The sequence below is a fragment of the Pseudomonas marginalis genome (genome assembly GCF_900105325.1).
Taxonomy (GTDB): domain Bacteria; phylum Pseudomonadota; class Gammaproteobacteria; order Pseudomonadales; family Pseudomonadaceae; genus Aquipseudomonas; species Aquipseudomonas marginalis.
Window position 1 is genome coordinate 17,382 of sequence record NZ_FNSU01000002.1, and the last position, 20,043, is coordinate 37,424.

The 20,043-nt window shown below is 63.5% G+C and carries 16 protein-coding genes; 2 read left to right on the forward strand and 14 right to left on the reverse strand.

Features of this window, described 5'->3' with window-relative positions; all coding sequences use genetic code 11:
* The 10 genes from BLW22_RS07630 to BLW22_RS07675 form a co-directional block, all read right to left on the reverse strand.
* Positions 1–1,329 carry a GH39 family glycosyl hydrolase gene (locus BLW22_RS07630; protein WP_074845238.1) on the reverse strand — a complete coding sequence of 443 codons (1,329 nt, stop codon included), beginning with the start codon at positions 1,327–1,329 and terminating at the stop codon, positions 1–3.
* A complete protein-coding gene (locus tag BLW22_RS07635) occupies positions 1,319–2,509 on the reverse strand; it encodes a glycosyltransferase (protein WP_074845241.1) in 1,191 nt (396 codons plus the stop codon). The genes BLW22_RS07630 and BLW22_RS07635 overlap by 11 nt, the downstream gene beginning before the upstream one ends.
* On the reverse strand, positions 2,509–4,500 hold the full coding sequence (locus BLW22_RS07640; protein WP_065947050.1) for a GumC family protein: 1,992 nt from the start codon (positions 4,498–4,500) through the stop codon (positions 2,509–2,511). The genes BLW22_RS07635 and BLW22_RS07640 overlap by 1 nt, the downstream gene beginning before the upstream one ends.
* Before the next feature lie 14 nt (positions 4,501–4,514).
* The gene (locus tag BLW22_RS07645) at positions 4,515–5,291 is read right to left on the reverse strand and encodes a polysaccharide biosynthesis/export family protein (RefSeq protein WP_065926902.1); all 777 of its coding nucleotides are present in this window, start codon (positions 5,289–5,291) and stop codon (positions 4,515–4,517) included.
* A gap of 29 nt (positions 5,292–5,320) precedes the next feature.
* Positions 5,321–6,232, reverse strand: a complete 912-nt coding sequence (locus tag BLW22_RS07650) for a glycosyltransferase family 2 protein (protein ID WP_074845245.1) — start codon at positions 6,230–6,232, stop codon at positions 5,321–5,323.
* A gap of 1 nt (position 6,233) precedes the next feature.
* Positions 6,234–7,694 carry a mannose-1-phosphate guanylyltransferase/mannose-6-phosphate isomerase gene (locus BLW22_RS07655; protein ID WP_074845249.1) on the reverse strand — a complete coding sequence of 487 codons (1,461 nt, stop codon included), beginning with the start codon at positions 7,692–7,694 and terminating at the stop codon, positions 6,234–6,236.
* On the reverse strand, positions 7,694–9,133 hold the full coding sequence (locus BLW22_RS07660; RefSeq protein ID WP_065926905.1) for an undecaprenyl-phosphate glucose phosphotransferase: 1,440 nt from the start codon (positions 9,131–9,133) through the stop codon (positions 7,694–7,696). The genes BLW22_RS07655 and BLW22_RS07660 overlap by 1 nt, the downstream gene beginning before the upstream one ends.
* A 430-nt stretch (positions 9,134–9,563) precedes the next feature.
* Positions 9,564–12,050 (reverse strand): TonB-dependent siderophore receptor, encoded by a 2,487-nt coding sequence (locus BLW22_RS07665; RefSeq protein ID WP_074845252.1) that lies wholly within the window; start codon positions 12,048–12,050, stop codon positions 9,564–9,566.
* 106 nt (positions 12,051–12,156) lie between these two features.
* Positions 12,157–13,107, reverse strand: a complete 951-nt coding sequence (locus BLW22_RS07670; protein WP_065926907.1) for a FecR domain-containing protein — start codon at positions 13,105–13,107, stop codon at positions 12,157–12,159.
* Positions 13,094–13,609: a sigma-70 family RNA polymerase sigma factor gene (locus BLW22_RS07675; protein ID WP_053132260.1), complete on the reverse strand. Its 516-nt coding sequence runs from the start codon at positions 13,607–13,609 to the stop codon at positions 13,094–13,096. The genes BLW22_RS07670 and BLW22_RS07675 overlap by 14 nt, the downstream gene beginning before the upstream one ends.
* Positions 13,610–13,769: 160 nt before the next feature.
* On the opposite strand from BLW22_RS07675, the gene BLW22_RS07680 reads away from it, so the two are divergent.
* On the forward strand, positions 13,770–14,399 hold the full coding sequence (locus tag BLW22_RS07680) for a LysE family translocator (protein ID WP_074845793.1): 630 nt from the start codon (positions 13,770–13,772) through the stop codon (positions 14,397–14,399).
* 181 nt (positions 14,400–14,580) lie between these two features.
* Here BLW22_RS07680 and inhA read toward each other — a convergent pair whose 3' ends face one another.
* Positions 14,581–15,261, reverse strand: coding sequence for an isonitrile hydratase (gene inhA, locus BLW22_RS07685; RefSeq protein WP_065947053.1), 681 nt, complete (start codon positions 15,259–15,261; stop codon positions 14,581–14,583).
* 90 nt (positions 15,262–15,351) lie between these two features.
* On the opposite strand from inhA, the gene BLW22_RS07690 reads away from it, so the two are divergent.
* The gene (locus BLW22_RS07690; RefSeq protein ID WP_065926909.1) at positions 15,352–16,320 is read left to right on the forward strand and encodes a GlxA family transcriptional regulator; all 969 of its coding nucleotides are present in this window, start codon (positions 15,352–15,354) and stop codon (positions 16,318–16,320) included.
* On the opposite strand, the gene BLW22_RS07695 is transcribed toward BLW22_RS07690, so the two are convergent.
* The 3 genes from BLW22_RS07695 to BLW22_RS07705 all read right to left on the reverse strand — a co-directional run bounded on the left by BLW22_RS07695 (position 16,317) and on the right by BLW22_RS07705 (position 19,911).
* Positions 16,317–17,216 carry an alpha/beta fold hydrolase gene (locus BLW22_RS07695; protein ID WP_074845255.1) on the reverse strand — a complete coding sequence of 300 codons (900 nt, stop codon included), beginning with the start codon at positions 17,214–17,216 and terminating at the stop codon, positions 16,317–16,319. The genes BLW22_RS07690 and BLW22_RS07695 overlap by 4 nt on opposite strands.
* Before the next feature lie 75 nt (positions 17,217–17,291).
* Entirely contained in the window at positions 17,292–19,118 is a 1,827-nt protein-coding gene (locus BLW22_RS07700) for a glycoside hydrolase family 15 protein (RefSeq protein ID WP_065926911.1), read from the reverse strand.
* Positions 19,111–19,911 (reverse strand): glucose 1-dehydrogenase, encoded by an 801-nt coding sequence (locus BLW22_RS07705; protein ID WP_074845258.1) that lies wholly within the window; start codon positions 19,909–19,911, stop codon positions 19,111–19,113. The genes BLW22_RS07700 and BLW22_RS07705 overlap by 8 nt, the downstream gene beginning before the upstream one ends.
* Positions 19,912–20,043: the final 132 nt, after the last annotated feature.

Here is a 20,043-nt window from a genome sequence, read left to right on the forward strand (position 1 = left end):
TCACTCCCATAACAGAATTTGCAGGTTCGGCTTGACCATGACGGTCAGCCCGTGGGTGCCGCTTACCGGGGTTTGCGTACCGCGCAGCGGGTCATACAGGGTGGCGCTGGCCAGGTTGGGCAGGTGTGCGTTGCCGCCCCCGGCCGCCCAGAAGAACCATAGCTTGCGCCCGTCGGCGCGGGTCCAGCCGATGCTGAACAGGCCGTCGGGCAACTGATCGGCGCTGGGCGGGTCGCCGGGGGTGAGCGTCGGACCGCTGACGTCGAGGAAATTTTTCAGCGCGGTGTAGACCGGCTTGGGGTTGGCGTCGATGTCGAGCAAACCGTAAGACTGATCACGCACACTGGCGCGCTGGTCCAGATCACTGAGGGTAAACAGGAAGATCCGGTCGTAATCCAGCGCACTCATCAGCGCCAGGCGGCGCACCACGTAATCGGCCTGGGCCTGTGGGGTGATGATGTCCTGGGCGTCTTTGGGACCTGTGTAGGTCGACCAGCCCCACTCGGTGCTCCACAGGGTCTGCACGCCGCCGTTGCGCAGGGCCTGGTTGAGCGCGGTGGTCCTGGCGATAAAGTCCAGGTTGGCCGGGTCGTTGCCTTCGGGCAATTGGGTATAAGGGTGGTACGAGACGACGGTATTGAGGCTGGCCACGCCCAGGGCGCCGAGGGCATCGAACATGCTCTGGCCGTTGGGCATTTCGCTGAAGAATGCCATGCCGGCGGCCACCACCGGTTTGCTCGGGCTCATTGCGCGCAACGCGGCGGCGGTGGTGGTCAGCAGTGCGGCGTAGCCGGCCGGGTCGGCTGCCGGGCGCCAGAAGCCTAGCAGGTTCGGTTCGTTCCACACCTGCCAGGCGTCGACACTGGGGTAGCGCTGTGCCAACAGCGCCATGCGGTTGGCGAACACGTTCGGGTCTTTCGGCGGGTACTGGTCCTGATACGGCGCACCCACCGGCGCAGTGGTGGCGAACGGCGCCGACCCGACCAGGTAGAACACAGACTTGAGCTGGTTGTCCTGCAGTTTGCCCACCAACTGATCCAGCGTCGCAATCTGGTACTGCCCTTCGACCGGCTCCAGCTGGTCCCAATGCAAATCCAGGCGTACCCACTCCAGGCCCAGCGCCTTGAGACGGTCGATCTGCTTCTGATAGCGCTCAGGGGCGAACCACAGGAACTGCGCGTTCACCCCGAGGAAATCTTTCCACACCACGGTTTTGTTGCCCTTGAGCACATGGCTCTCGGCATCGGCCTGGCGCCCCCACAAAAACGCGGTCAGGCCCAGGGCGGCGACCACGACCAGGGTGGCGACGTAGGTGCGTTTACGCGCCATGGCGGCTGCCCTCGATGGTTTGCTCAAACAGCGCCTTGAACTTCTGCGCGGTCAACGGCCACAAGCGTTCGCGGCCGATTTCGCCGGCGCGTTCGGCCCAGTCCCGGGCCAGCAGCGGCGTGCGTGCCAGGCGCAGCAGTTGCTCGCTGAGGGCATCCACATCGCCTTCGGGGTAGATAGCGCCATTGCCGCTGGCGACTTCCTCGGCAAACGCGCGAGCGTCAGACGTGATCGCCCCACGCCCGCAGGCGGCAGCCCAGGACAGCGCGCCACTGGTACCGCGCTGGCGCCCGAGCAGGCCGAGTTTTTTCGATTCGCGATAGGGCAGCACCATCACATGGTGGGCCTGGATGGTCTGGGCAATCTCTTCAGCCGGCAGGTTCAGCCGCCAGTCGATGGCATCCGCCAGGCCGAGTTCAGCGATCTGGCGGTTCAACTGCTCCAGGTAGTTGCCGCCTGCGCCAAACGCCATTTCGGCGGCGGTGCCACCGGCCAGGGTCAGGCGCACACGCTCACGCAATTCGGGGGCCTGCTTGAACACGCCGGCCAGGGCCTCTAACAGGTCTTCGATGCCTTTACCCCGGTATATAAACCCGAAGTACAGCAGGCGCAGCGTATCCAGGGGCGGCAACGGCGCCGATGGAATCGCCAGGTTTGCATGGTTGATCACCGCGGCTTTCCCCGTCGGCAGTTGCATGCGTTGGCCCAGGCACTCGGCGCCCAGGCGGGTGAGGGTGATCAAACGGGTCAACCCGGCGGCGACCTGGCGCTCTTCACGCAAGGTCAGCGGATCCGCCAGCACCACTGCCGCCTGTGGCATCGGGCTGGGCAAGCGCTCCAGCAGGTTCAACGGGAATGGCAACCGCTCACGCCGCCAGACGATGCGTTCCGGATCATGCACCGTGGCGGTCAAGGGCAGTGCCGGGTAGGCCTTGCGCAATTCGCGCAGGGCCAGGAACTCCCCCAGCCGTCCACCGCCCAGCTCGGCGTGGACCAGGTCCACGCTGTGCCAGTCGAACCCACCGATGGCCTGTTTGATTGCCTCGCTGTTGCCCGCCACCCCGGCCAACGGCGTCAGCACCGTCACCTCCAGTTGTTCCAGTGCCGTGCGGAAATGGTTCGCGTAGTCGGCGATGCCATTTTTTTCCGGTGGCAACGGGGCGAGCAGGGCGACGCGCATCAGAACGCCCCCCGGTACTTGGCGATGGTTTTCAGCACCTTGGCCGGCACTTCGAATTTGCGCCGGTTGATGATGATGCCGTCGACCTTGCCGAACGCGGTGTTGAGGATCGACAGCGCGTGCTCCACCACCGGCACCGTGCTCTTCTGCGCTTCCACCACCAGCCCGATCAGGTCTGCCCGACGCAGGTTGATAAACGCATCGCGGTTATCCAGCAGCGCCGAGGCGTCCAGCAGCACCACTTCACCTGGCGCCGCCGGTTCGGCGCCGCCCACACGCACGTTGATACTGTTTTCCTGCAGCAACTGACGCAGTTGTTCCACCACAAAGGTCACCCCTTCGCCGTGCCGTGCCGAGGTCAGCCCCAGGGTCAGGCCCTGCTCGGCGATGCGCTCCAACTGCAGCAACCCGTACAGCCGGTAGATGCTCGCATTGAATGCGTTGGTGCTTTGGGCGGTGCTGGTGTCCAGCTCGGGCAAGGTGGTCCACAGCGGCAGGCCGAACTTGCGTTCCGCCAGGCCGCCATCGTGGATGCGCTGGTCGAGCAGGTAGCACAGGTAGATCACCAGCAGGCCGACGACGAGGGCGAATGGGACCGCCAGCACCAGCATCACCAGGGTTTTGGGGAAGATACGGCCGGGGTTCAGGGTGGCCTCTTCGATCACCGCGATGTTGCTGATCTGGCTGTTATCCAGTTCGCGGTCAATGCGTGATTTTTCCAGGTTGTCCACATACAACGCGTAGTTGCGTTCGGCGGCGCCCAGCTCCCGGGCGAGGCGTGTCAGTTCCGGTTCGATCTCCAGGGCTTGCTTGCGCTGGGCTTCGAGGTTGGCCAGTTGTTTCTGTTGTTGTGTCAGTTGGGTACGCAGCGCGAGGTTGTTGCTCGACTCATCCAGCAGTACTCGCTGCAAGTGGATTTCCAGGGTATTGGGCGCGCGGTTTTCCGAGCTTTGCACGGTGTTGCTTTCACTCGCGACATGGGCCTGCATTGCGCGGATCGATGCATCCAGGGCTTTGACCGGCGGCGCGTTGTCCGTGTAGGTGCGCATCATGTCGGCCTTTTCCAGCAGCTTCTGGTTCAGCAGGCGGCGCAGGTCCTGCTGCTGGGGGTTCAGTGCGATCTGGCGCACCGTGGTGACTTCCTTGGGCTGGCTCTTGAGCTGGGTGCGGGTGCTCTGGATGGCGCTGTCGGAGGAGGCGATCAGGCGCGTGGTGTTGAACGTTTCGCCCCGCAGTACGTTGATGCGCTCGGACAAGTCTTCCAGGCGATCGGTGATGCTCGCCGCGCCGATCTGGTTCAGGTGCGTGAGGATCTGTTGCTTGTAGCTCTGGATCTCGGTGGCGCTGGTGGCGACCTGGCCTTCATAGAAGACGTACAGGCTCTTGCGCCCGAGGGCCTGGGTGCGTTCGTTGACATAGGTCTCGACCCAATCCTTGACCACCGCCTGGGCTATCTCCGGGTCGCCCCAGGTAAAAGTGATGTCCATCACCGTGGAACCGGCCGCGTGGCTTACCTCGAAGTTCTTTTCCAGGCCCGCCGCCAGGCGTTCCACCGGCGTGGTTTTTTCCACCACGCCGACAGTTTCCAGTACCACGCGGATGCCATCGAACACCGCGCCTATGCCACTCTTGACGTAGTACTTGGTGCGCTTCCAGAAGCCTTCCGGTGGCGGTGCGTTACTGATCACTTCCAGGTAGTGCTCGGCCACCGCTCGCACAATCGGGCGCCCGGTGAGCAGGCGCTCTTCGTCGACAATCGGGTCGCGCTGGGTGCTGGGCATCACCAGCGCCTGGCGATTGCTGATCTCGATGGGCAAGGTCGAATCACGCCCCGGCTTGACCAGCAGGCGCGCCGTGGATTCGTACTTGGCCGGCAGCAGGAAAGCCCCCAGCAGAATGATCACCAGCGCCGCAATGGCGGCCAGTTTGAACTCGTGGCGGAAGATGAAGAACAGGCGTAGCAGATCACGAAAAGAACGGATCTCGATCATGGGATGTCGCTCCTTTAATTGCTGCCGCCGCTGGTTCGCGTGTAGTTGTAGCCGACCCCGATGGACTTGGTGAACGGGATCAGTTGGTTCATGTAGGTGTCCACGCCCTGGATGCGCTCGCCGACGTTGGACTTGGGCACGAACACCACATCGCCGCGTTGCAGGCGCACCGGCTTGCGTCCGTTGGCGCCGGTCTTGAGGAGCTGGCTGAAGTCCAGGAAGTAAGCACGATAGGCGCCCTGGGCATCTTCGCGCAGCAGCGCGACCATGCTCGCGTTGCCCGCCGGGCTGACCCCGCCGGCGCCGACAATCGCCTGCTCCAGGGTGTTGGCCGTGGCGATCTGCACCGCCGTGGGGTTATTCACCGCACCGCCGACGATCACCGAGTTGCTCGGCGCCTGGTTGATGTTCACCGTCACCCGGGGTTCGCGGTAGGTCGCCGCGAGCTCGTGGGTCAACTGGGTGGCCAGCTCCGATGGCTGGCGCCCGGCAACCTGGATCGGCCCCAGGAACGGGTAGTTGATCTTGCCGTCGGTCTGCACCGTGTACAGCGTCAGCTCGTAGATGGTGCTGACGTTGAACGCCGACAGCGTCGGCATCTCGCCGGCATCGCGGACGATGCGCAACTGGTCGCCGATACGGATGCGTTCCACCGCCGGTGGCAGCTGGGCCAGTTGGTCGAGGGCGCGCTTGCCGTCCTCGACGGTCTTGCTGTCCGGTGGCTCGATACGCGCCGGGGTGTTGCAGGCGGCCAGGGTCAGCATGGCCAGGGCGAGCACGCTTCGCTTCATCAAGGGGGACTTCCTGTGGGTCATGCTGCTCACCTCCAATAACCGGGAAACATGCTGATGCGCCGCTTGAGGGCGAGCGGCAGGCGGCGTTCAAGATGGCCCAGGCGGTAACCGAGCAGTTTGAACACGCTGCGTACCAGCACCTCGGGCACGCGGTGCAAGGCGCCGGCTTTGCGCAGCGCCGCGAGTTCGGCCAGCACATAGCGTTTGCCCTCGCCACCCGCGTCGCCAAAGGCCTGCTTGATCCACGGCTCGCGGCCGTAGAACACGCCAATGTCGAAGTAGCGGTGAAACTCGTCCATGAGTTTGTAATCGTGGGAGTGATGCACCAGCGCGGTGGCGGCGTAGCGCACCTTGTAGCCGTCGAGCAGCATGCGTGCGGCCACAAAGGCGTCTTCGCTGCCGATCACGTCGGCAGGGAAGCCACCGACGGCCTGCAACACACTGCGCCGGTATACCGAAAACGAGTCGGAGCTGAAGCAGGTCTTGATCCCAAGCTCCGGTGCATCGGCCAGGCTTTTGCTGCGACTGTGTTCCGGGTAGTTGAAGTGCCGCGATTGCGCGCCCAGCACGCCCGCATCGGGATGGGGCAATTGCCGCCCGTAGGCGACGCCGTTGAGCGGGTCCTGCTGCAATTCATCGAGCAGGTTGGCAAAGGTCTCGGGGGTGGCGGGGATGGCGTCCTGGGTCATCACGATCAGTGCGTCGCCACCCACCTGTTCGCTGGCCCAGCGGCGGGTGCCGCCGTGGTTGAAGTCACGGGCGTCGATCACCTCGACCCGCGCGCCGAACGCTCGAAAGCGCGCCACGGTGTCATCGCTGGAGGCGCTGTCCACCACCAGCATCTCGTCAGGTTGCAGGGTTTGCATCTTCAGCGCGGGCAGCAGGCGTGCCAGGTGGTTGGAGGCGTTACGGGTGGGGATGATCAATGAAGTGCGCATGTCATTTTTTCGCCTCGGCAGGCGCGCGGCCGTAGATGTCGTCGAAGCGCACGATGTCGTCTTCGCCCAGGTACTCGCCGCTCTGCACTTCGATCATCACCAGGTCGATGATGCCGGGGTTGGTCAGCCGGTGTTTGTGCCCGGCGGGAATGTAGGTGGACTCGTTGGCGTTGATCAGGAATTCGCGGTCGCCATTGGTGATCTGTGCCGCGCCGCTGACCACCACCCAGTGTTCGCTGCGGTGGTGGTGCATCTGCAACGACAGCGAGGCCAGGGGCTTGACCACGATGCGCTTGATCTTGAAGCGACTGCTTTCCTCCAGCACGGTGTAGGTGCCCCACGGCCGGGTCACCGTGCGGTGCAGGCTGTACGCCGGATGATTCTGGCGCTTGAGCTCGGCGACGATGTAGCGCACATCCTGGCTGCGGTGGGCGTCGGCGATCAGCAGCGCGTCGGGGGTGTCGACGATGATCAGGTCGTGCACCCCAACGGCGCCCAACACGCGCTTGGGCGAGTCGATGTAGCAGTTGTGCACGTCATGCAAAATCGCTTCGCCATTGACCTGGTTGCCATGGGCATCGCTGGGGGTGAGCTGGCGCAGCGCTTCCCAGGACCCGATGTCGCTCCAGCCAATGTCACAGGGCACCACGGCCACTTGCCGGGACTTTTCCATCAAGGCCACGTCGATGGAAATATCCGGCGCACTGCCGAACGCATCCGCATCCAGTTCACGTTGACGCGAGGTTATGTTCTGCAGGCTCTGGCTGTGCTCCAGCGCGGCGCGTGCGGCCTCCAGCACGTCAGGTGCATGGGTGGCGAGCTCATCCACCAGGGTGCTGGCCTTGAAGCAGAACATGCCGGCGTTCCACAGGTGCTTGCCGCCGTCCAGATAGGCCTGGGCGGTGGCCAGGTCGGGTTTCTCGACGAAGCGTTTGACCCGGTAGCCCTGGCTCAGCGCCTCGCCTTGCTCGATATAGCCAAAACCGGTTTCCGCGTGGTCGGGCTGGATGCCGAACGTCACCAGGTAGCCGGCTTCGGCCAGGTCGCGGGCCTGGGTCACGGCCTCGGCGAACGCCACTTCATTGAGGATCAGGTGGTCGGCGGGCATCACGAGCAACTGTGCGTCGCCGCCGAAATGCTCCTGCACATGCAGGGCCGCCACGGCGATGGCCGCCGCCGTGTTGCGCCCGAACGGTTCCAGCAGTAGGTCCAGGGGCAGGCGGGCGTTGTTCACTCCGCGGTAGTCATCGAGGGTACGAAACAACAGGTCGCGGTTGGTCACCGTGAGCACGCTTTCCACGCCGGGCAGTTTGGCCGCGCGCAGGAAGGTTTTTTGCAGCAGGCTCTGACCATCGCGCATGCGCATGAAGGGCTTGGGCATGTTCTGCCGCGACACCGGCCACAGTCGAGTGCCCGAACCACCGGAAACGATGCAGGGAATTAATCCGTTGAGGGTCTTCATCAATAGACTTCCTTGGTGGAAAGGACGGCCGGGACCGTCATGAAAACGATGTACAGGTCAAACCACACCGACCACTTGGAGATGTACTCCAGGTCGTACTCGACACGTTTCTGGATCTTGAACAGGGTGTCGGTCTCACCCCGGTAACCGTTGATCTGCGCCCAGCCGGTGATCCCCGGTTTCACGCGGTGGCGCGAGCTGTACTCGCTCACCGCCACTTCGAAGGGTATGCCGGCGGCCTTGGTCGCCGTGGCATGGGGGCGCGGGCCGACCATGGACATGTTGCCCAGCAGCACGTTGAACAACTGCGGCAGCTCGTCGATGCTGGTCTTGCGGATGATGCGCCCCACCCGGGTAATGCGCGGGTCTGCGCGGGTGGTCTGGCGTTCGGCGGTGAAGTCGCTCTGGTCGGTGTACATCGAGCGGAACTTGAACACGCGGATTTCGTTGTCGTTGTAGCCAAAGCGGTTCTGGCGAAACAGGATCGGCCCTTTGGAGTCGAGCTTGATCGCAATCGCCGTCGCCACCATCACAGGGGACAGCGCCACCAGGGCCAGGCTGGCCAGCAGCACGTCCTCCAGGCGCTTGATCACCGGCGACCAGCCACGCAACGGCAATTGCGAGGTGTTGAACATCAGGATCCCGCCCACGTCGGTGATGCGGCTATGGCCGTAGCGCAGCGCGGCCATGTCGGGCACCAGCATCACGTTCACCGACATCTGCCGCAGGCGGTTGACCAACCCATGGATGCGCTGCTCGGCGGCCCATGGCAGGCAGATCATCACTTGGTTGACCTGCTCGGCGCGGATGAGTTTTTCCAGCTCACGGGTGTTGCCCAGCAGGGGCAGGTTGCTCAATTCCTTGGGGATCCGCTCGGTGCGATCGTCGATAAAGCCGATCAGGCCGGAGCGGATATCACCGTTGCGTTGCAGGTGGTCGGCGACGTGCATGGCGGTGTCGGTAAAGCCCAGGATCACCGTACGTTGCAGGTATTTGCCCTTGCGCATCAGGCTGCGGTACAGGCGCAGCATCAGCAGGCGCTCAAGGCAGAACAACCCGAGGCTGGCGAAGTACCAGGCCACCAGGTTACGCGGGGTCAATTGCGGGAAAAACTGCAGGATCTGGTACATGAACAACAGGATGCAAAACGCCGCCGACCATGCTTTCACCTTGGTTTTCAGGCGCAGTCGGTTGCTGAACAGTTCTTCGGAATAGATGCCCAGGGCCTGGAACAGAATGATCGTCAGGACCGCGAAAAATACCAGCAGGCCGAGGAAGTGCCCGCGCAGTTCAGGGTCCATCGGGTCGATGAACATCACCAGGATCAACGGGGGCAAAATGGCACTCAGGCCATGTATGAACTTGACGAAAACAACAAAGAACTCAACAAAACCGGCGCGCGTTAAAAACAGGCTGTCGACGGACGACTTCTCTCGCATAAAACATCCCTCATTGCACGCCAGAGCTATTGTTTGGATGTTTGTTCAATAAAGCAGCGAACTGCTTTAGAGGGCACTTCCAACTACGGCTACTCTGGGTAATACGCAACTATCAATTCAAATGCAGCTATCCATTTGAAGGGAATTTGCGGGGGTAGTGACTACAGGAGTGTTCCCTTAATCAACTTGTCAATGAATTGACGATGGTGCGGAGGTGGCAGGGCAGACAGGTTTATCAGTGTTTTGTTCGGCATTTTATTGACATTCCTTGTCCGGGTACGCGGTGATTGGGTGTGTTTTTGAGTGTAGAAACAAATGCAGGATTTTTCCTGCATAAAGGAAAAACCTTTTTTCAAAGGCGGTAGGAAGGGGGGGCAAAGAGGGGTTGGCAGGGCGCACGAAGTGCCCTGCCTGCGGGACTTTCGCCAGATCAGAAGTTGCCTTTCAAACTCACCGTAAAATTTCGCGGCTCGCCATAAAAGTTACCCCAGGAGGCTGTACCCACCGTGTTGTAGTAACTTTTGTCGAACAGATTGTTGCCGTTGAGTGCGACGGTCCAAGTGTCGTCGATACGGTACGCCACACGGGCACTCCAGGTTGCGTAACCGGCCTGTTCGAGCTTGATGGTCTGCACGCGGTAATTGCTGCTCTGGGCGTTGACGCCGGTGCCCACGCTCCATTTCGACAGGGCGCCGTCGAGCTGGTAGTCGCCCCACATGCGCAGCATGTGTCGAGGTACGTAGGTGTTGGACGTGCCGCCTTCCAGGGCGGTATCGATGTTCTTCAGGGACTTGGTCTGGGTGTAGGTGTAGCCGCCGGATACCTGCAGGCGCTCGAGGACTTCACCGCTGATTTCCGCCTCCACGCCCTGGGCGCGCACCTTGCCGCTGTCGGTGTAGCAATAGCCGTCGGCGGAGGTCGGGCACTGGGCGATGTAATCGGATTCGGCCGCGTTTTTCTCGACGGCGCGGAACAGCGCCAGGGAGCTGTTCAGGCGCCCGTCGAACCATTCGCCCTTGATACCCAGCTCGTAGTTGTCACCGATCTTCGGCTTGAGCGCGGCGCCATCGAGCGTGGCATAGGAACTTTGCGGCTGGAAGATATCCGCGTAGCTGGCGTACACCGACAGGTGCTCGTTGAGGTCGTAGATCAGTGCGGCAAACGGCGTCACTTCACCGGTTTCCCGGGTGCGGGCATCCTGCAAGGCCCACTCGCCCCAGGCCAGGTTGTTGGACTGGCGACGGTTCTCGTACCAGCTCACGCGGCTGCCTACGATAAACATCAACGGCTCGGCCAGGCGCAGGCGCAAGGTGGTGTAGGCGCCGTACTGGGTGGCGGTTTCCTTCACCGTGCCGCCGCGATACATGTTCGGCCAGAAGGTGCTGTTGGCCGGCTCCGGGAAATGGTGGTCGGGTTGGTAGATGCCCTGGCGCCTGGGCAGGTTCTGGATCGCGTACACATCGTCCTGGGTACCACGGCTGCCATTGGCACCGAGGATCAGTTCGTGTTCCAGCCCGAAGGCTTCGAACTTGCCGTCCACATAGGCATCGAGGCCGAAGTCCTTGTGGTCGTAGTCCATCAGCGCCGCATAGGAGTTGGCCGTAGGCGTCGGGTTGCCGTAGGCAATGGTGCCTTCGCTGGCGGCGTATTTGGTGTCTTGCAGGTTGCGGCTGTGCACGGCCGCAACCTTGAGTTTCCAGTCATCGTTGAAGGAGTGGGTGAGGTCGGCGAAGAAGGTGGTGCGCCGGCTTTGCCAGTCGTTCCAGGATTGGCCCAGGCAGGTGGAGCGGCTGAGGTGGGCGCTTTTGCCGTTGGCATAGCGCGGCAGGCCGCCCCAGCACGGTGTGGCGTCGACGTCTTCATGGCTGGCGCCGAAGCCCAGGGTGGTGTCGGCGCTGAGATCGACATCCAGGGCGCCATAGAAAGCCTGGTCCTGGCGCTTGGAAATATCCATGTAGGAACCGCGATTCTGTTGGCTGATCGCCGCGCGGCCGCGCACCGTACCGCTGTCATTCAGCGGGCCGCCGGTGTCGACGTCGGCGCGGTAGTTGTCCCAGGTGCCGGCGGACAGCGACAGGCTGGTGGTGGGCTTGGCCTGGGGCCGCTTGCGCACGAAGTTCACCGCGCCGCTGGCGGTGCCGGCGCCCTTGAGCATGCCGGCCGCGCCCTTGAGCACTTCGACGCGGTCGTAGATCGCCATGTTCGCGCTGAAGCTGTCGGCCTGCACGTAGTCCTTGCCCATGTCCAGGGGCACGCCGTCGTACTGGTACTGGCCGAGCATCTTGAAACCACGGGAATAAAAATATTTGCCACCCATGGGCGATTCGTAGGTGGTGATCCCGGGCGTGCGTTCCATCACGTCATCGATGGTGGTGAGGTTCTGGTCATCCATCAATTGGCGGGTCATCACACTCACCGATTGCGGCGTTTCCCGCAGGCTGTGTTCGCCCTTGCCGATCGTCACCGCGCCCGTGGTGTAGGCCCCGGTGCCATCGGTGGTGGCGCCCAACCGCTCACCAGTGACTGTGGTGGCGCCCAGGTTCAGCGCGCCGCTGTCGGCCACTTGCGGCAACAGCAGCCAGGTACTGTTGCCCTGGCGCTGGGCTTGCAGGCCCTGGCCACGCAGCAACCGGTCGAGCGCCTGCTCGCGGTCCAGGCGACCACTCAGGCCCGGGCTGGTCTTGCCGGCGACGCTGGTGGCGTCGTACGACAGGCTGATGCCGGCCTGACGGGCGAACTGGTCCAGTGCCGTGGCCAGGGAACCGGCTGCAATGTTCCAGTCGCGGGCCTGGGTGTCGCTGGCCGGCGTTTCGGCCCATGCGAACGGCGGCGCGGCGGCGCAGCTCAGGCAGGCGCCGAGCAAGGCGGCGTGCACCGCGTGCTTGAGGGGGGAACGTGGGGAGGGGAACGCTTGCATGACCGCGGGATGCTCCTGAAGGAAGTGAACAGAACCGGCCTGTTGATCGGCCTTTCCTTACAGGTCGAGCGGCAATGAGAATTCACCTCATTTATTTTCGAGAATGTTAAACGCGGGCGGTGACGGTCACCCAGTAGCGGCTGCGGTAAGTGACATCGAGCTTGAGTGAGTGCGCTACCAGGCCCAGCACTTGATCGGTGTCGTCCAACTGATAAGTGCCCGACACCCGCAACCCGGCCACCGCTTCGCTGCAGCGCAGCAGGCCGTTGCGGTAGCGGCCCAGTTCGGCGAGGAAAGCATCCAGGCGCATGTCCCGGGCGCTGATCACGCCTTCGCTCCAGGCCCAAGGGTCCAGGCCATTGGCGACCAGAGAACGAATGCCACTGCGGTCGAACAGCACCTGTTCGCCGGGGTTGATCACTTGGCGCGCGCCGGCGGCGTGGTTGTCGGCAAACACCGCCACCGTGCCCTGCTGCACGGCGAGCATGGTGCCTTGGGCGTCTTCGCGCACCAGGAAGCGCGTGCCGAGGGCGCGCAGGTAACCGTCACGGGTCTGTACCCAGAAGGGCCGCGTGTCGGCACCGGTATTGACCAGTATTTCACCCTGGCGCAACTGCACCAGGCGCCGCTCCTGAGTCAATACCGCGTCGAATGCGCTGGCGCTGTTCAGTTGGATGCGGCTGCCGTCGTTCAACGCCACCCAACGCCGTTCGCCGGTGGCAGTGCGGTAGTCGGCCATCAAGGCGGGCAGCGGGGTGTAGTCGCGGCCGAACCAGGTCAGGCCGGCCGTACCGGCCACCAGGCCGAGCAGCTTCAACCCTTCACGGCGGCTGATACGTCGACGCGCCCCGTGCAGGGCGTGGCGGCCGACCTGTGCGGGCAGGTGGCTGAACTCATCATTCATCGTCGCCACCCGTTGCCAGACCTGCTGGTGTTCGGCGCTGGTGTGCAGCCAGCGCTCGAACGCAGCGGTGCTCGCGTCGTCGGCGACGTTGAAGCGCAGCTTGATCATCCACTGGATGGCCTGGTCGACCAGGCGCGGGTCAGAGGTCGGCATAGCGCAACCGATAGCAGGCGTGCAGCGCCTTGGACAGGTCACGCTCCACCGTAGCCTTGGACACCCCGAGGCGCAGGGCGATCTGCGCACAGGTCAGGCCGTCCAGTTGCGCCAACAGGAATGCTTCACGCACCCGCGGCTTGAGCTGGTCGAGCAGGCGGTCGATGCGTTCCAGACTGTCGAGAATCAGCAGGCGGGTTTCTTCCGACGGCACGTCGGCCTGGGGGAAATGCGCAAGGCTTTCGAGGTAGGCGCGCTCCAGTTCGCGGCGCCGGTACTGGTCGATCATCAAGCTGCGGGCGATGCTGCTCAGGTACGCGCGCGGCTGCAGTACGGCCTGCTGTTTGCGTGCGTTGAGCAGGCGCACAAAGGTTTCCTGCGCCAGGTCGGCGGCACGTTCACGGCAACCGGTGCGCCGGCTCAACCAGCCGCGCAGCCAGGAGTGATGGGTGTGGTAAAGCTGGCCGATAGCGGCATGGTCCAGTGGGTGATCGCTCGACATGGGCATCCTGGCGCAGCAGTCTTAATTGATAATGTTTCGCATTCTAGACGCTGGTCGTGGCCATTCGCAATTGCCGATGAACAATGTATCCAGCACAATTTTTTGTTCGCCCCAGGCCCACGCACTAATCTGCAGGCTTTTCCCGGTGGACGGCTTGAGCATGATCGACTTTGCGACCCTGGCAGTTTTTTCAGGTGCTGTGCTGTTGTTGCTGTTATCCCCGGGGCCGAACATGGCCTTTGTGATCAGCCATGGCGTCACCCACGGCTGGCGCGGGGGAGTGGCTTCGGCCCTGGGCATCGGTGTCGCCGACATACTGCTGAGCGCATTGACCGCCAGCGGGGTAACGGCGTTGGTCGCCAGTTGGCCGCCATCCTTTGACGTGATCCGCTGTGCGGGTGTGGTCTACCTGCTGTGGCTGGTGTTCAAGACGCTGCAGAAAAAAACTGGGCTGGAGACTGCCCGCCCGCACCGTGTGCCCCTTGGCCGGGTGTTTCTGCAGGCGATGCTCAACAGCCTGCTCAACCCCAAGGCGTTGCTGTTTTTTGTGGTGTTTTTGCCGCAGTTCGTACGGCCGCAGGCCGGCTCCATCGCCGTGCAGTTGATGCTGTTGGGGGGCGTGCTGACTTTGATCGCTGGGGTGTTTCACCTGCTGCTGGGCATATTCGGCGGGGTGCTGAGCCGCTTCCTCGCCAGGCGCCCAAGAGCCGCCTGGCTACAGAAATGGGGCTTGGCGACGGTGCTGAGCGTGTTGGCGGTGCGCCTGGCGGTGATGTCGCGCCCAGCCTGACCCCATGAGGTGAAGGGATTGTGCGGCGAGCAAGCGGTCTGTGGCCAAACGAGCTTGTTGTGGTGAACGAGCTTCTTATGGTGAGCGAGCTTGCTCGCGCTGGGCTGCGCAGCAGCCCCTCCAAAGCTTGGGGCCGCTTCGCGCCCCAGCGCGAGCAAGCTCGCTCACCACAGGTACAGGCTCAGCCCAGCCGTGCTGCTGCGCGCGCGACGATTTCACCGCGCACCCTGCGCGATTCGGCGGTGCGTTTGTTGGCTTCTTCCCGCACATGCGCAGGCGCTGTGTCCGGGCGACCCGAATCGAACGGCGGCGCCGGCGCATATTCAATCTGCAACTGCACCAGTTGCGCCGCCGCTTCGCTGTACAACTCCGCCGCCAGCACCAGGGCAAAGTCGATACCGGCGGTAATGCCACCCCCGGTGAACAGGTTGCCGTCACGCACCACGCGCTCCTGTACCGGGATGGCGCCGAGGGGGGCGAGCATGTCGTGGTAGGCCCAGTGCGTCGTCGCCTTGCGCCCGCGCAGCAACCCCGCCGCGCCGAGCACCAGCGAGCCGGTGCACACCGAGGTCACGTAGCGCGCGGTCTGCGCCTGGGCCTTGAGGAAGTCCAGGGTCTGCGGGTCTTCCATCAATGGGCCCACGCCGGAACCACCGGGCACGCAGATCACATCCAGCGTCGGGCAGTCGGCATAGGTCATGGTCGGCGTGAACACCAGGCCCGTGCTGGAGGTGACCGGCGCCAGGTCCTTCCATATCAGGTGCAGTTTCACGTCCGGCAGCGAACCCAATACGTCGTAGGGGCCGGTCAGGTCCAGTTGCTGAATGCCGGGGAACAACAGAAAGCCGATCTGCAAGGTCATGAATGAAGCTCCGAGAAAGGGGTAGACGACCTCACTCTAGCGGCCTAGGCTTTGGCGAATACGCCATTGAACCCACGAATCACGCCAACCATGCCCAGAATTGTTCACGTACTCGCTTTCGAGAATGCCCAGGTGCTCGACGTCACCGGGCCGCTGCAGGTGTTTGCATCGGCCAATGACCTGGCGCGCCAGCGTGGCGTGCCGTTGCCTTATGCGGTCACGGTGATCGCCGACCAGGCCGGACCGGTGATGACCTCCGCCGGCCTGGCGCTGGTGGCCGAGCCGTTGCCTGCGGTCGACCAGCCCTGCGACACCCTGGTGATCGCGGGCGGCTGGGGCGTGTACGGCGCCGCTGAAAAGCCTGCGCTGGTGGATTGGGTGCGCGAAAAAGCCCGGCACACTCGGCGCATGGCGTCGGTGTGTACCGGTGCGTTTTTGCTGGCGGCCAGTGGCTTGCTCGATGGTTGTCGCGTCGCCACCCACTGGACCCGTTGCGAAGAACTGGCGCGCAAGTTTCCGGCGTTGACCGTGGAGCCCAACCCGATCTTTATCCAGCAGGGCGCGGTGTGGACCTCCGCCGGTGTGACCGCCGGTATCGACCTGTGCCTGGCTCTGGTGGAAGAAGACCTGGGCCGCGCCGTGGCCCTGGAAGTGGCGCGGCACCTGGTGGTGTTCCTGAAGCGCCCCGGCGGCCAGTCGCAATTCAGCGTGACCCTGTCCCTGCAAAAGGGCGGCAGCCGTTTCACCGAGCTGCATGCCTGGATAGCCGAGCATCTGACCCTCGACCTGAGTATCCCGACCCTGGCCGCCCAGGCCGGCATGAGCGAGCGCAGCTTCGTGCGCCACTACCGCGCTGAAACCGGCCAGACGCCCGCGCGCGCCGTCGAACTGATCCGCGTCGAAAGCGCCCGTCGGCAACTGGCGGACAGCACGGCGTCGATCAAGCGCATCGCCGTGCAGTGTGGTTTCGGCTGCGAAGAAACCTTGCGCCGCAGCTTTATGCGGGCCTTGTCGGTGACGCCCCAGGCCTACCGCGAGCGGTTCTCGCCGGTGGCCTAGGCGAGCAATTCAAACAGGGCGTCGAGGGTGGCCCGCGGTGCTTCCTGGGGAATATTGTGGCCCACACCGGGCAACACCTCCCGCCGGTAAAAAGCGCTGAAATGCTCCACGTCGTCATCCTCTTGCGACGGCGGGCCCACGCCGTCATCGGCGCCGCACAGCGAAATACTCGGCACCGCAATCGCCGGTTGCCGCGCCAGGGCCTGCTCGATGGCTTCCAGCGCCGGATCGCCAGGCGCATACATGAAACGATGGCGATAGGAATGAATCACCACCTCGACAAAGTCCGGGTTATCGAATGACGGCGCCGTCTGCCCATACAGCCCTGGCCCGTCGGCCCAGGACGGCGACCACAGCGACCACAGCAACTCACAGAGTTCGCGGCGATTGGCCGTCAGCCCGTCCACACCGCGCTGGGTGTGAAGGTAGAACTGGTACCACAACCGATGTTCCGTCACCGGCGCCCGTGGCTGGCGCGACCTGGCAATGTCCTGGATGTTATAGCCATCGCCCGTTACCAGCCCGCGTACCCGTTCCGGCCACAGGGCCGCGACGATACACGCGGCACGCCCGCCCCAGTCATACCCGGCCAGGGTGGCGCGCGGGATCGACAGCGCATCCATGAAATCCAGCAGATCCTTGCCCAGCGCCGCCTGTTGGCCGGAGCGCATCACCTGCGCGTTGATAAACCGCGTAGGGCCATAACCGCGCAGGTACGGCACCAGCACCCGGTAGCCGCGTTCGGCCAGCACCGGCGCAATCTCGTCATAGCCGCGAGGGTCATAAGGGAAACCATGCAGCAGGATCACAGGCTCGCCGTCAATGGGACCGTGGGTTTCATACGCCACATCGAGCATGGAGGTGCGCACGTAGAGGAGTGGGGCGGTGATGGTCATGGTGGACTCCTGTCAGGTGTTGAAACTCTAGTCGAAAGACATGACGGGATGCCCTGCCTGTAAAGGCAGGGCGCCTCAGGGCTGCCAGGTCGTCTTCTCGCCACTGAGCTTGCGGTCCAGGAACGTCGCCGCGCTGATCAACGCCAGATGGCTCAACGCCTGGGGCGTATTGCCCAGGTGGCGGGCCTGGCTGTCGAACTCTTCGGCATACAGGCCCAGCGGGTTGGCGTAGCGCAGCAGTTGTTCGAATTCCAGGTGGGCCTTCTCCACTTGCCCGGCGCGGGCCAGGCATTCGACGTACCAGAACGAGCAGGCGGCGAATGCGCCTTCGGTGCCTTGCAAGCCGTCGATCGCGTTGTCGTCGTTGCGGTAGCGGTAGACCATGCCGTCGCGCACCAGGCTTTTCTGGATCGCCTGCAACGTGCTCAGCCAGCGCGGGTCGGTGGCGGCGACAAAACGCACCAGCGGCATCAGCAGCATCGAACCGTCCAGTGCGGTGCTGCCGATGTGCTGCACAAAATGCCCGCGTTCTTCGTTCCAGAAGTTGCTCCAGATATCGGCATAGATCGCCTGGCGGGTCTGGTCCCAACGTGCAAACGGCGCCGGCAACGAGCGCTTGGAGGCCAGGCGGATCGCACGGTCCAGGGCCACCCAGCACATCAGCCGCGAATGCAGGAAGTGATGCTGCTCGCCGCGCATTTCCCAGATGCCCACGTCTTTGCGGTTCCAGATTTCACACACCTGGTCAGCGACTTCCACCGTGTGTTTCCAGCCCTCGTGGGAGATGGCTTCGCCGTACTTGTTGACCAAGTACACCGCGTCCATCAACTCGCCATAAATATCCAGCTGGACCTGGTCGACCGCGCCATTGCCGATGCGCACCGGCTTGGCGCCGCCGTGGCCGCTGAGGTGCTCCAGCGTGGTTTCGGGCAGCTCCTGGCGGCCGTCGATGCCGTACAGGATATTGATCTTGGTCGGCTGGCCACAGCAGTCGCTGACCCGGCCCTTGAGCCAGCGCATATAGGCGTTGGCCTCGTCGACAAAGCCCAGGCGCATAAAGGCGTAGACGGTAAACGAGGCGTCGCGGATCCAGGTGTAGCGGTAGTCCCAGTTGCGTTCGCCCGCAGGCGTTTCCGGCAAGCCGAAGGTGGCGGCGGCGATGATTGCGCCGTGTTTGCGCGAGGTCAGCAGCTTGAGGGCCAGGGCCGAGCGGTTGACCATTTCGCGCCAGCGCCCGCGGTAGTTCGACTGCGCGATCCAGCCGCGCCAGAACTTCAAGGTGTGGGCCAGGGCCAGGTCGGTGCAGACACTCGCCACACGCTCATCGTCCTGGCCGCCGAGTACGAACTCGGCGCCTTCTTCCTGATCCAGGGTGAAGCGGGCCACGGCGGCGTTATCTTCGATCTGCAACGGATGGCTGCCGCACAGGCGCATGCCCGGCTGGCCATCGGCGTTGAAACAGATGCTGGCGTTATCCAGGCTCGCCTCGGTGGTGGCGCGCGCGTAGTCATGGCGCACGGCGCAGCGCAGATGGAGGGTGGCCGTGCCGCTGACCACGCGTACGCGGCGAATCAGCAGGGGCAAGTCGTCGATTTCTTCGCTGATGACCAGCAGGTCGGTGATTTCCACCACGGCTTCATCGCTGAGCCAACGGGTTTGCAGCACATTGGTGTCGGGCAGGTAGATCTGTTCGCGGCGGGCGTTGGGCAGGTCCGGGGTGAGTTGGAACGTGCCGGCATCGGGGGTGTCCAGCAGTGAGCAGAAGATCGACGGGCTGTCGAACTCCGGCCAGCAGAAGAAATCGATGCTGCCTTTATCGTTCACCAGCGCCGCGCTGCGCATATCGCCGATGATGCCGTGGGCATCGATGGCGCTTTGTGGTTCGTTTTTCAAATCAACCATTGTCACGAAACTCCGGGTAAAGGCTCATGCCGCCATCAATGAAGAGGGTGCTGCCGACCACGTAATCCGAGGCGTCACTGGCCAGCCATACCACGGCGTTGGCCACGTCCTCCACATCGCCGACCCGGCCATAGGGGATCAACTTGAGCAGCTCCTGTTCCGCCGCGCCTTCGGTGGCGGCACGGTTGATCGCCGTACGAATCGCCCCCGGCGCAATGCCGTTGATACGGATGCGCTGTTCACTGACCTCCTGGGCGAGGGTGCGCATCAGCATCTCAACGCCGCCCTTGGACGCCGCGTAATTCACATGCCCGGCCCAGGGGATCAACTGGTGCACCGAGCTCATGTGGATGATTTTGCCGGCGGCGCGGGATACGCCTTCACGGATGCCCTGGCGCTTGAAGAGGCGTACCGCCGCCCGGGCACAGAGGAACTGGCCAGTGAGGTTGACGCCGATCACGGCGTTCCAGTCGTCGAGGGTCATGTCGACCACGGCGGCGTCCTTCTGCATGCCGGAGTTGGCCACCAGGATGTCCAGATGGCCGAACGCCTCGAGGGTCTTTGCGAACAGGCGTTCCACATCGGCTTCTTTCGACACGTCGGCGCCGATGGCAATCGCCCGGCCGCCCTCGGCGTTGATCTGCTCTGCCAACGCCTCGGCGGGCGCGGCCTGGCTGTTGTAATTGAGCACCACCGCAGCGCCGGCTTGCGCCAGGGCCCTGGCCGCACCGGCGCCGATACCGGAACTGGCGCCCGTTACCAGCGCCACTTGTTGCTCCAACGAGATATGCATTGCCCACCCGACCTTGAATTCGTGAGTTCAAGTAGCTGACTGACGGCGCATAACGGAAGTTCAGCCGTGTGAAATTAGCGACTACAACCATGGTGGAAAATGGAATAACAGAAGAATAAAAAATAACCATAA

What these genes read in the sequence shown, in the direction of transcription:
- BLW22_RS07630 (WP_074845238.1), bottom strand. Translation starts at nt 1,329, where the DNA reads ATGGCGCGTAAACGCACCTACGTCGCCACCCTGGTCGTGGTCGCCGCC.
- BLW22_RS07635 (WP_074845241.1), bottom strand. Translation starts at nt 2,509, where the DNA reads ATGCGCGTCGCCCTGCTCGCCCCGTTGCCACCGGAAAAAAATGGCATC.
- BLW22_RS07640 (WP_065947050.1), bottom strand. Translation starts at nt 4,500, where the DNA reads ATGATCGAGATCCGTTCTTTTCGTGATCTGCTACGCCTGTTCTTCATC.
- BLW22_RS07645 (WP_065926902.1), bottom strand. Translation starts at nt 5,291, where the DNA reads ATGAAGCGAAGCGTGCTCGCCCTGGCCATGCTGACCCTGGCCGCCTGC.
- BLW22_RS07650 (WP_074845245.1), bottom strand. Translation starts at nt 6,232, where the DNA reads ATGCGCACTTCATTGATCATCCCCACCCGTAACGCCTCCAACCACCTG.
- BLW22_RS07655 (WP_074845249.1), bottom strand. Translation starts at nt 7,694, where the DNA reads ATGAAGACCCTCAACGGATTAATTCCCTGCATCGTTTCCGGTGGTTCG.
- BLW22_RS07660 (WP_065926905.1), bottom strand. Translation starts at nt 9,133, where the DNA reads ATGCGAGAGAAGTCGTCCGTCGACAGCCTGTTTTTAACGCGCGCCGGT.
- BLW22_RS07665 (WP_074845252.1), bottom strand. Translation starts at nt 12,050, where the DNA reads ATGCAAGCGTTCCCCTCCCCACGTTCCCCCCTCAAGCACGCGGTGCAC.
- BLW22_RS07670 (WP_065926907.1), bottom strand. Translation starts at nt 13,107, where the DNA reads ATGCCGACCTCTGACCCGCGCCTGGTCGACCAGGCCATCCAGTGGATG.
- BLW22_RS07675 (WP_053132260.1), bottom strand. Translation starts at nt 13,609, where the DNA reads ATGTCGAGCGATCACCCACTGGACCATGCCGCTATCGGCCAGCTTTAC.
- BLW22_RS07680 (WP_074845793.1), top strand. Translation starts at nt 13,770, where the DNA reads ATGATCGACTTTGCGACCCTGGCAGTTTTTTCAGGTGCTGTGCTGTTG.
- inhA (WP_065947053.1), bottom strand. Translation starts at nt 15,261, where the DNA reads ATGACCTTGCAGATCGGCTTTCTGTTGTTCCCCGGCATTCAGCAACTG.
- BLW22_RS07690 (WP_065926909.1), top strand. Translation starts at nt 15,352, where the DNA reads ATGCCCAGAATTGTTCACGTACTCGCTTTCGAGAATGCCCAGGTGCTC.
- BLW22_RS07695 (WP_074845255.1), bottom strand. Translation starts at nt 17,216, where the DNA reads ATGACCATCACCGCCCCACTCCTCTACGTGCGCACCTCCATGCTCGAT.
- BLW22_RS07700 (WP_065926911.1), bottom strand. Translation starts at nt 19,118, where the DNA reads ATGGTTGATTTGAAAAACGAACCACAAAGCGCCATCGATGCCCACGGC.
- BLW22_RS07705 (WP_074845258.1), bottom strand. Translation starts at nt 19,911, where the DNA reads ATGCATATCTCGTTGGAGCAACAAGTGGCGCTGGTAACGGGCGCCAGT.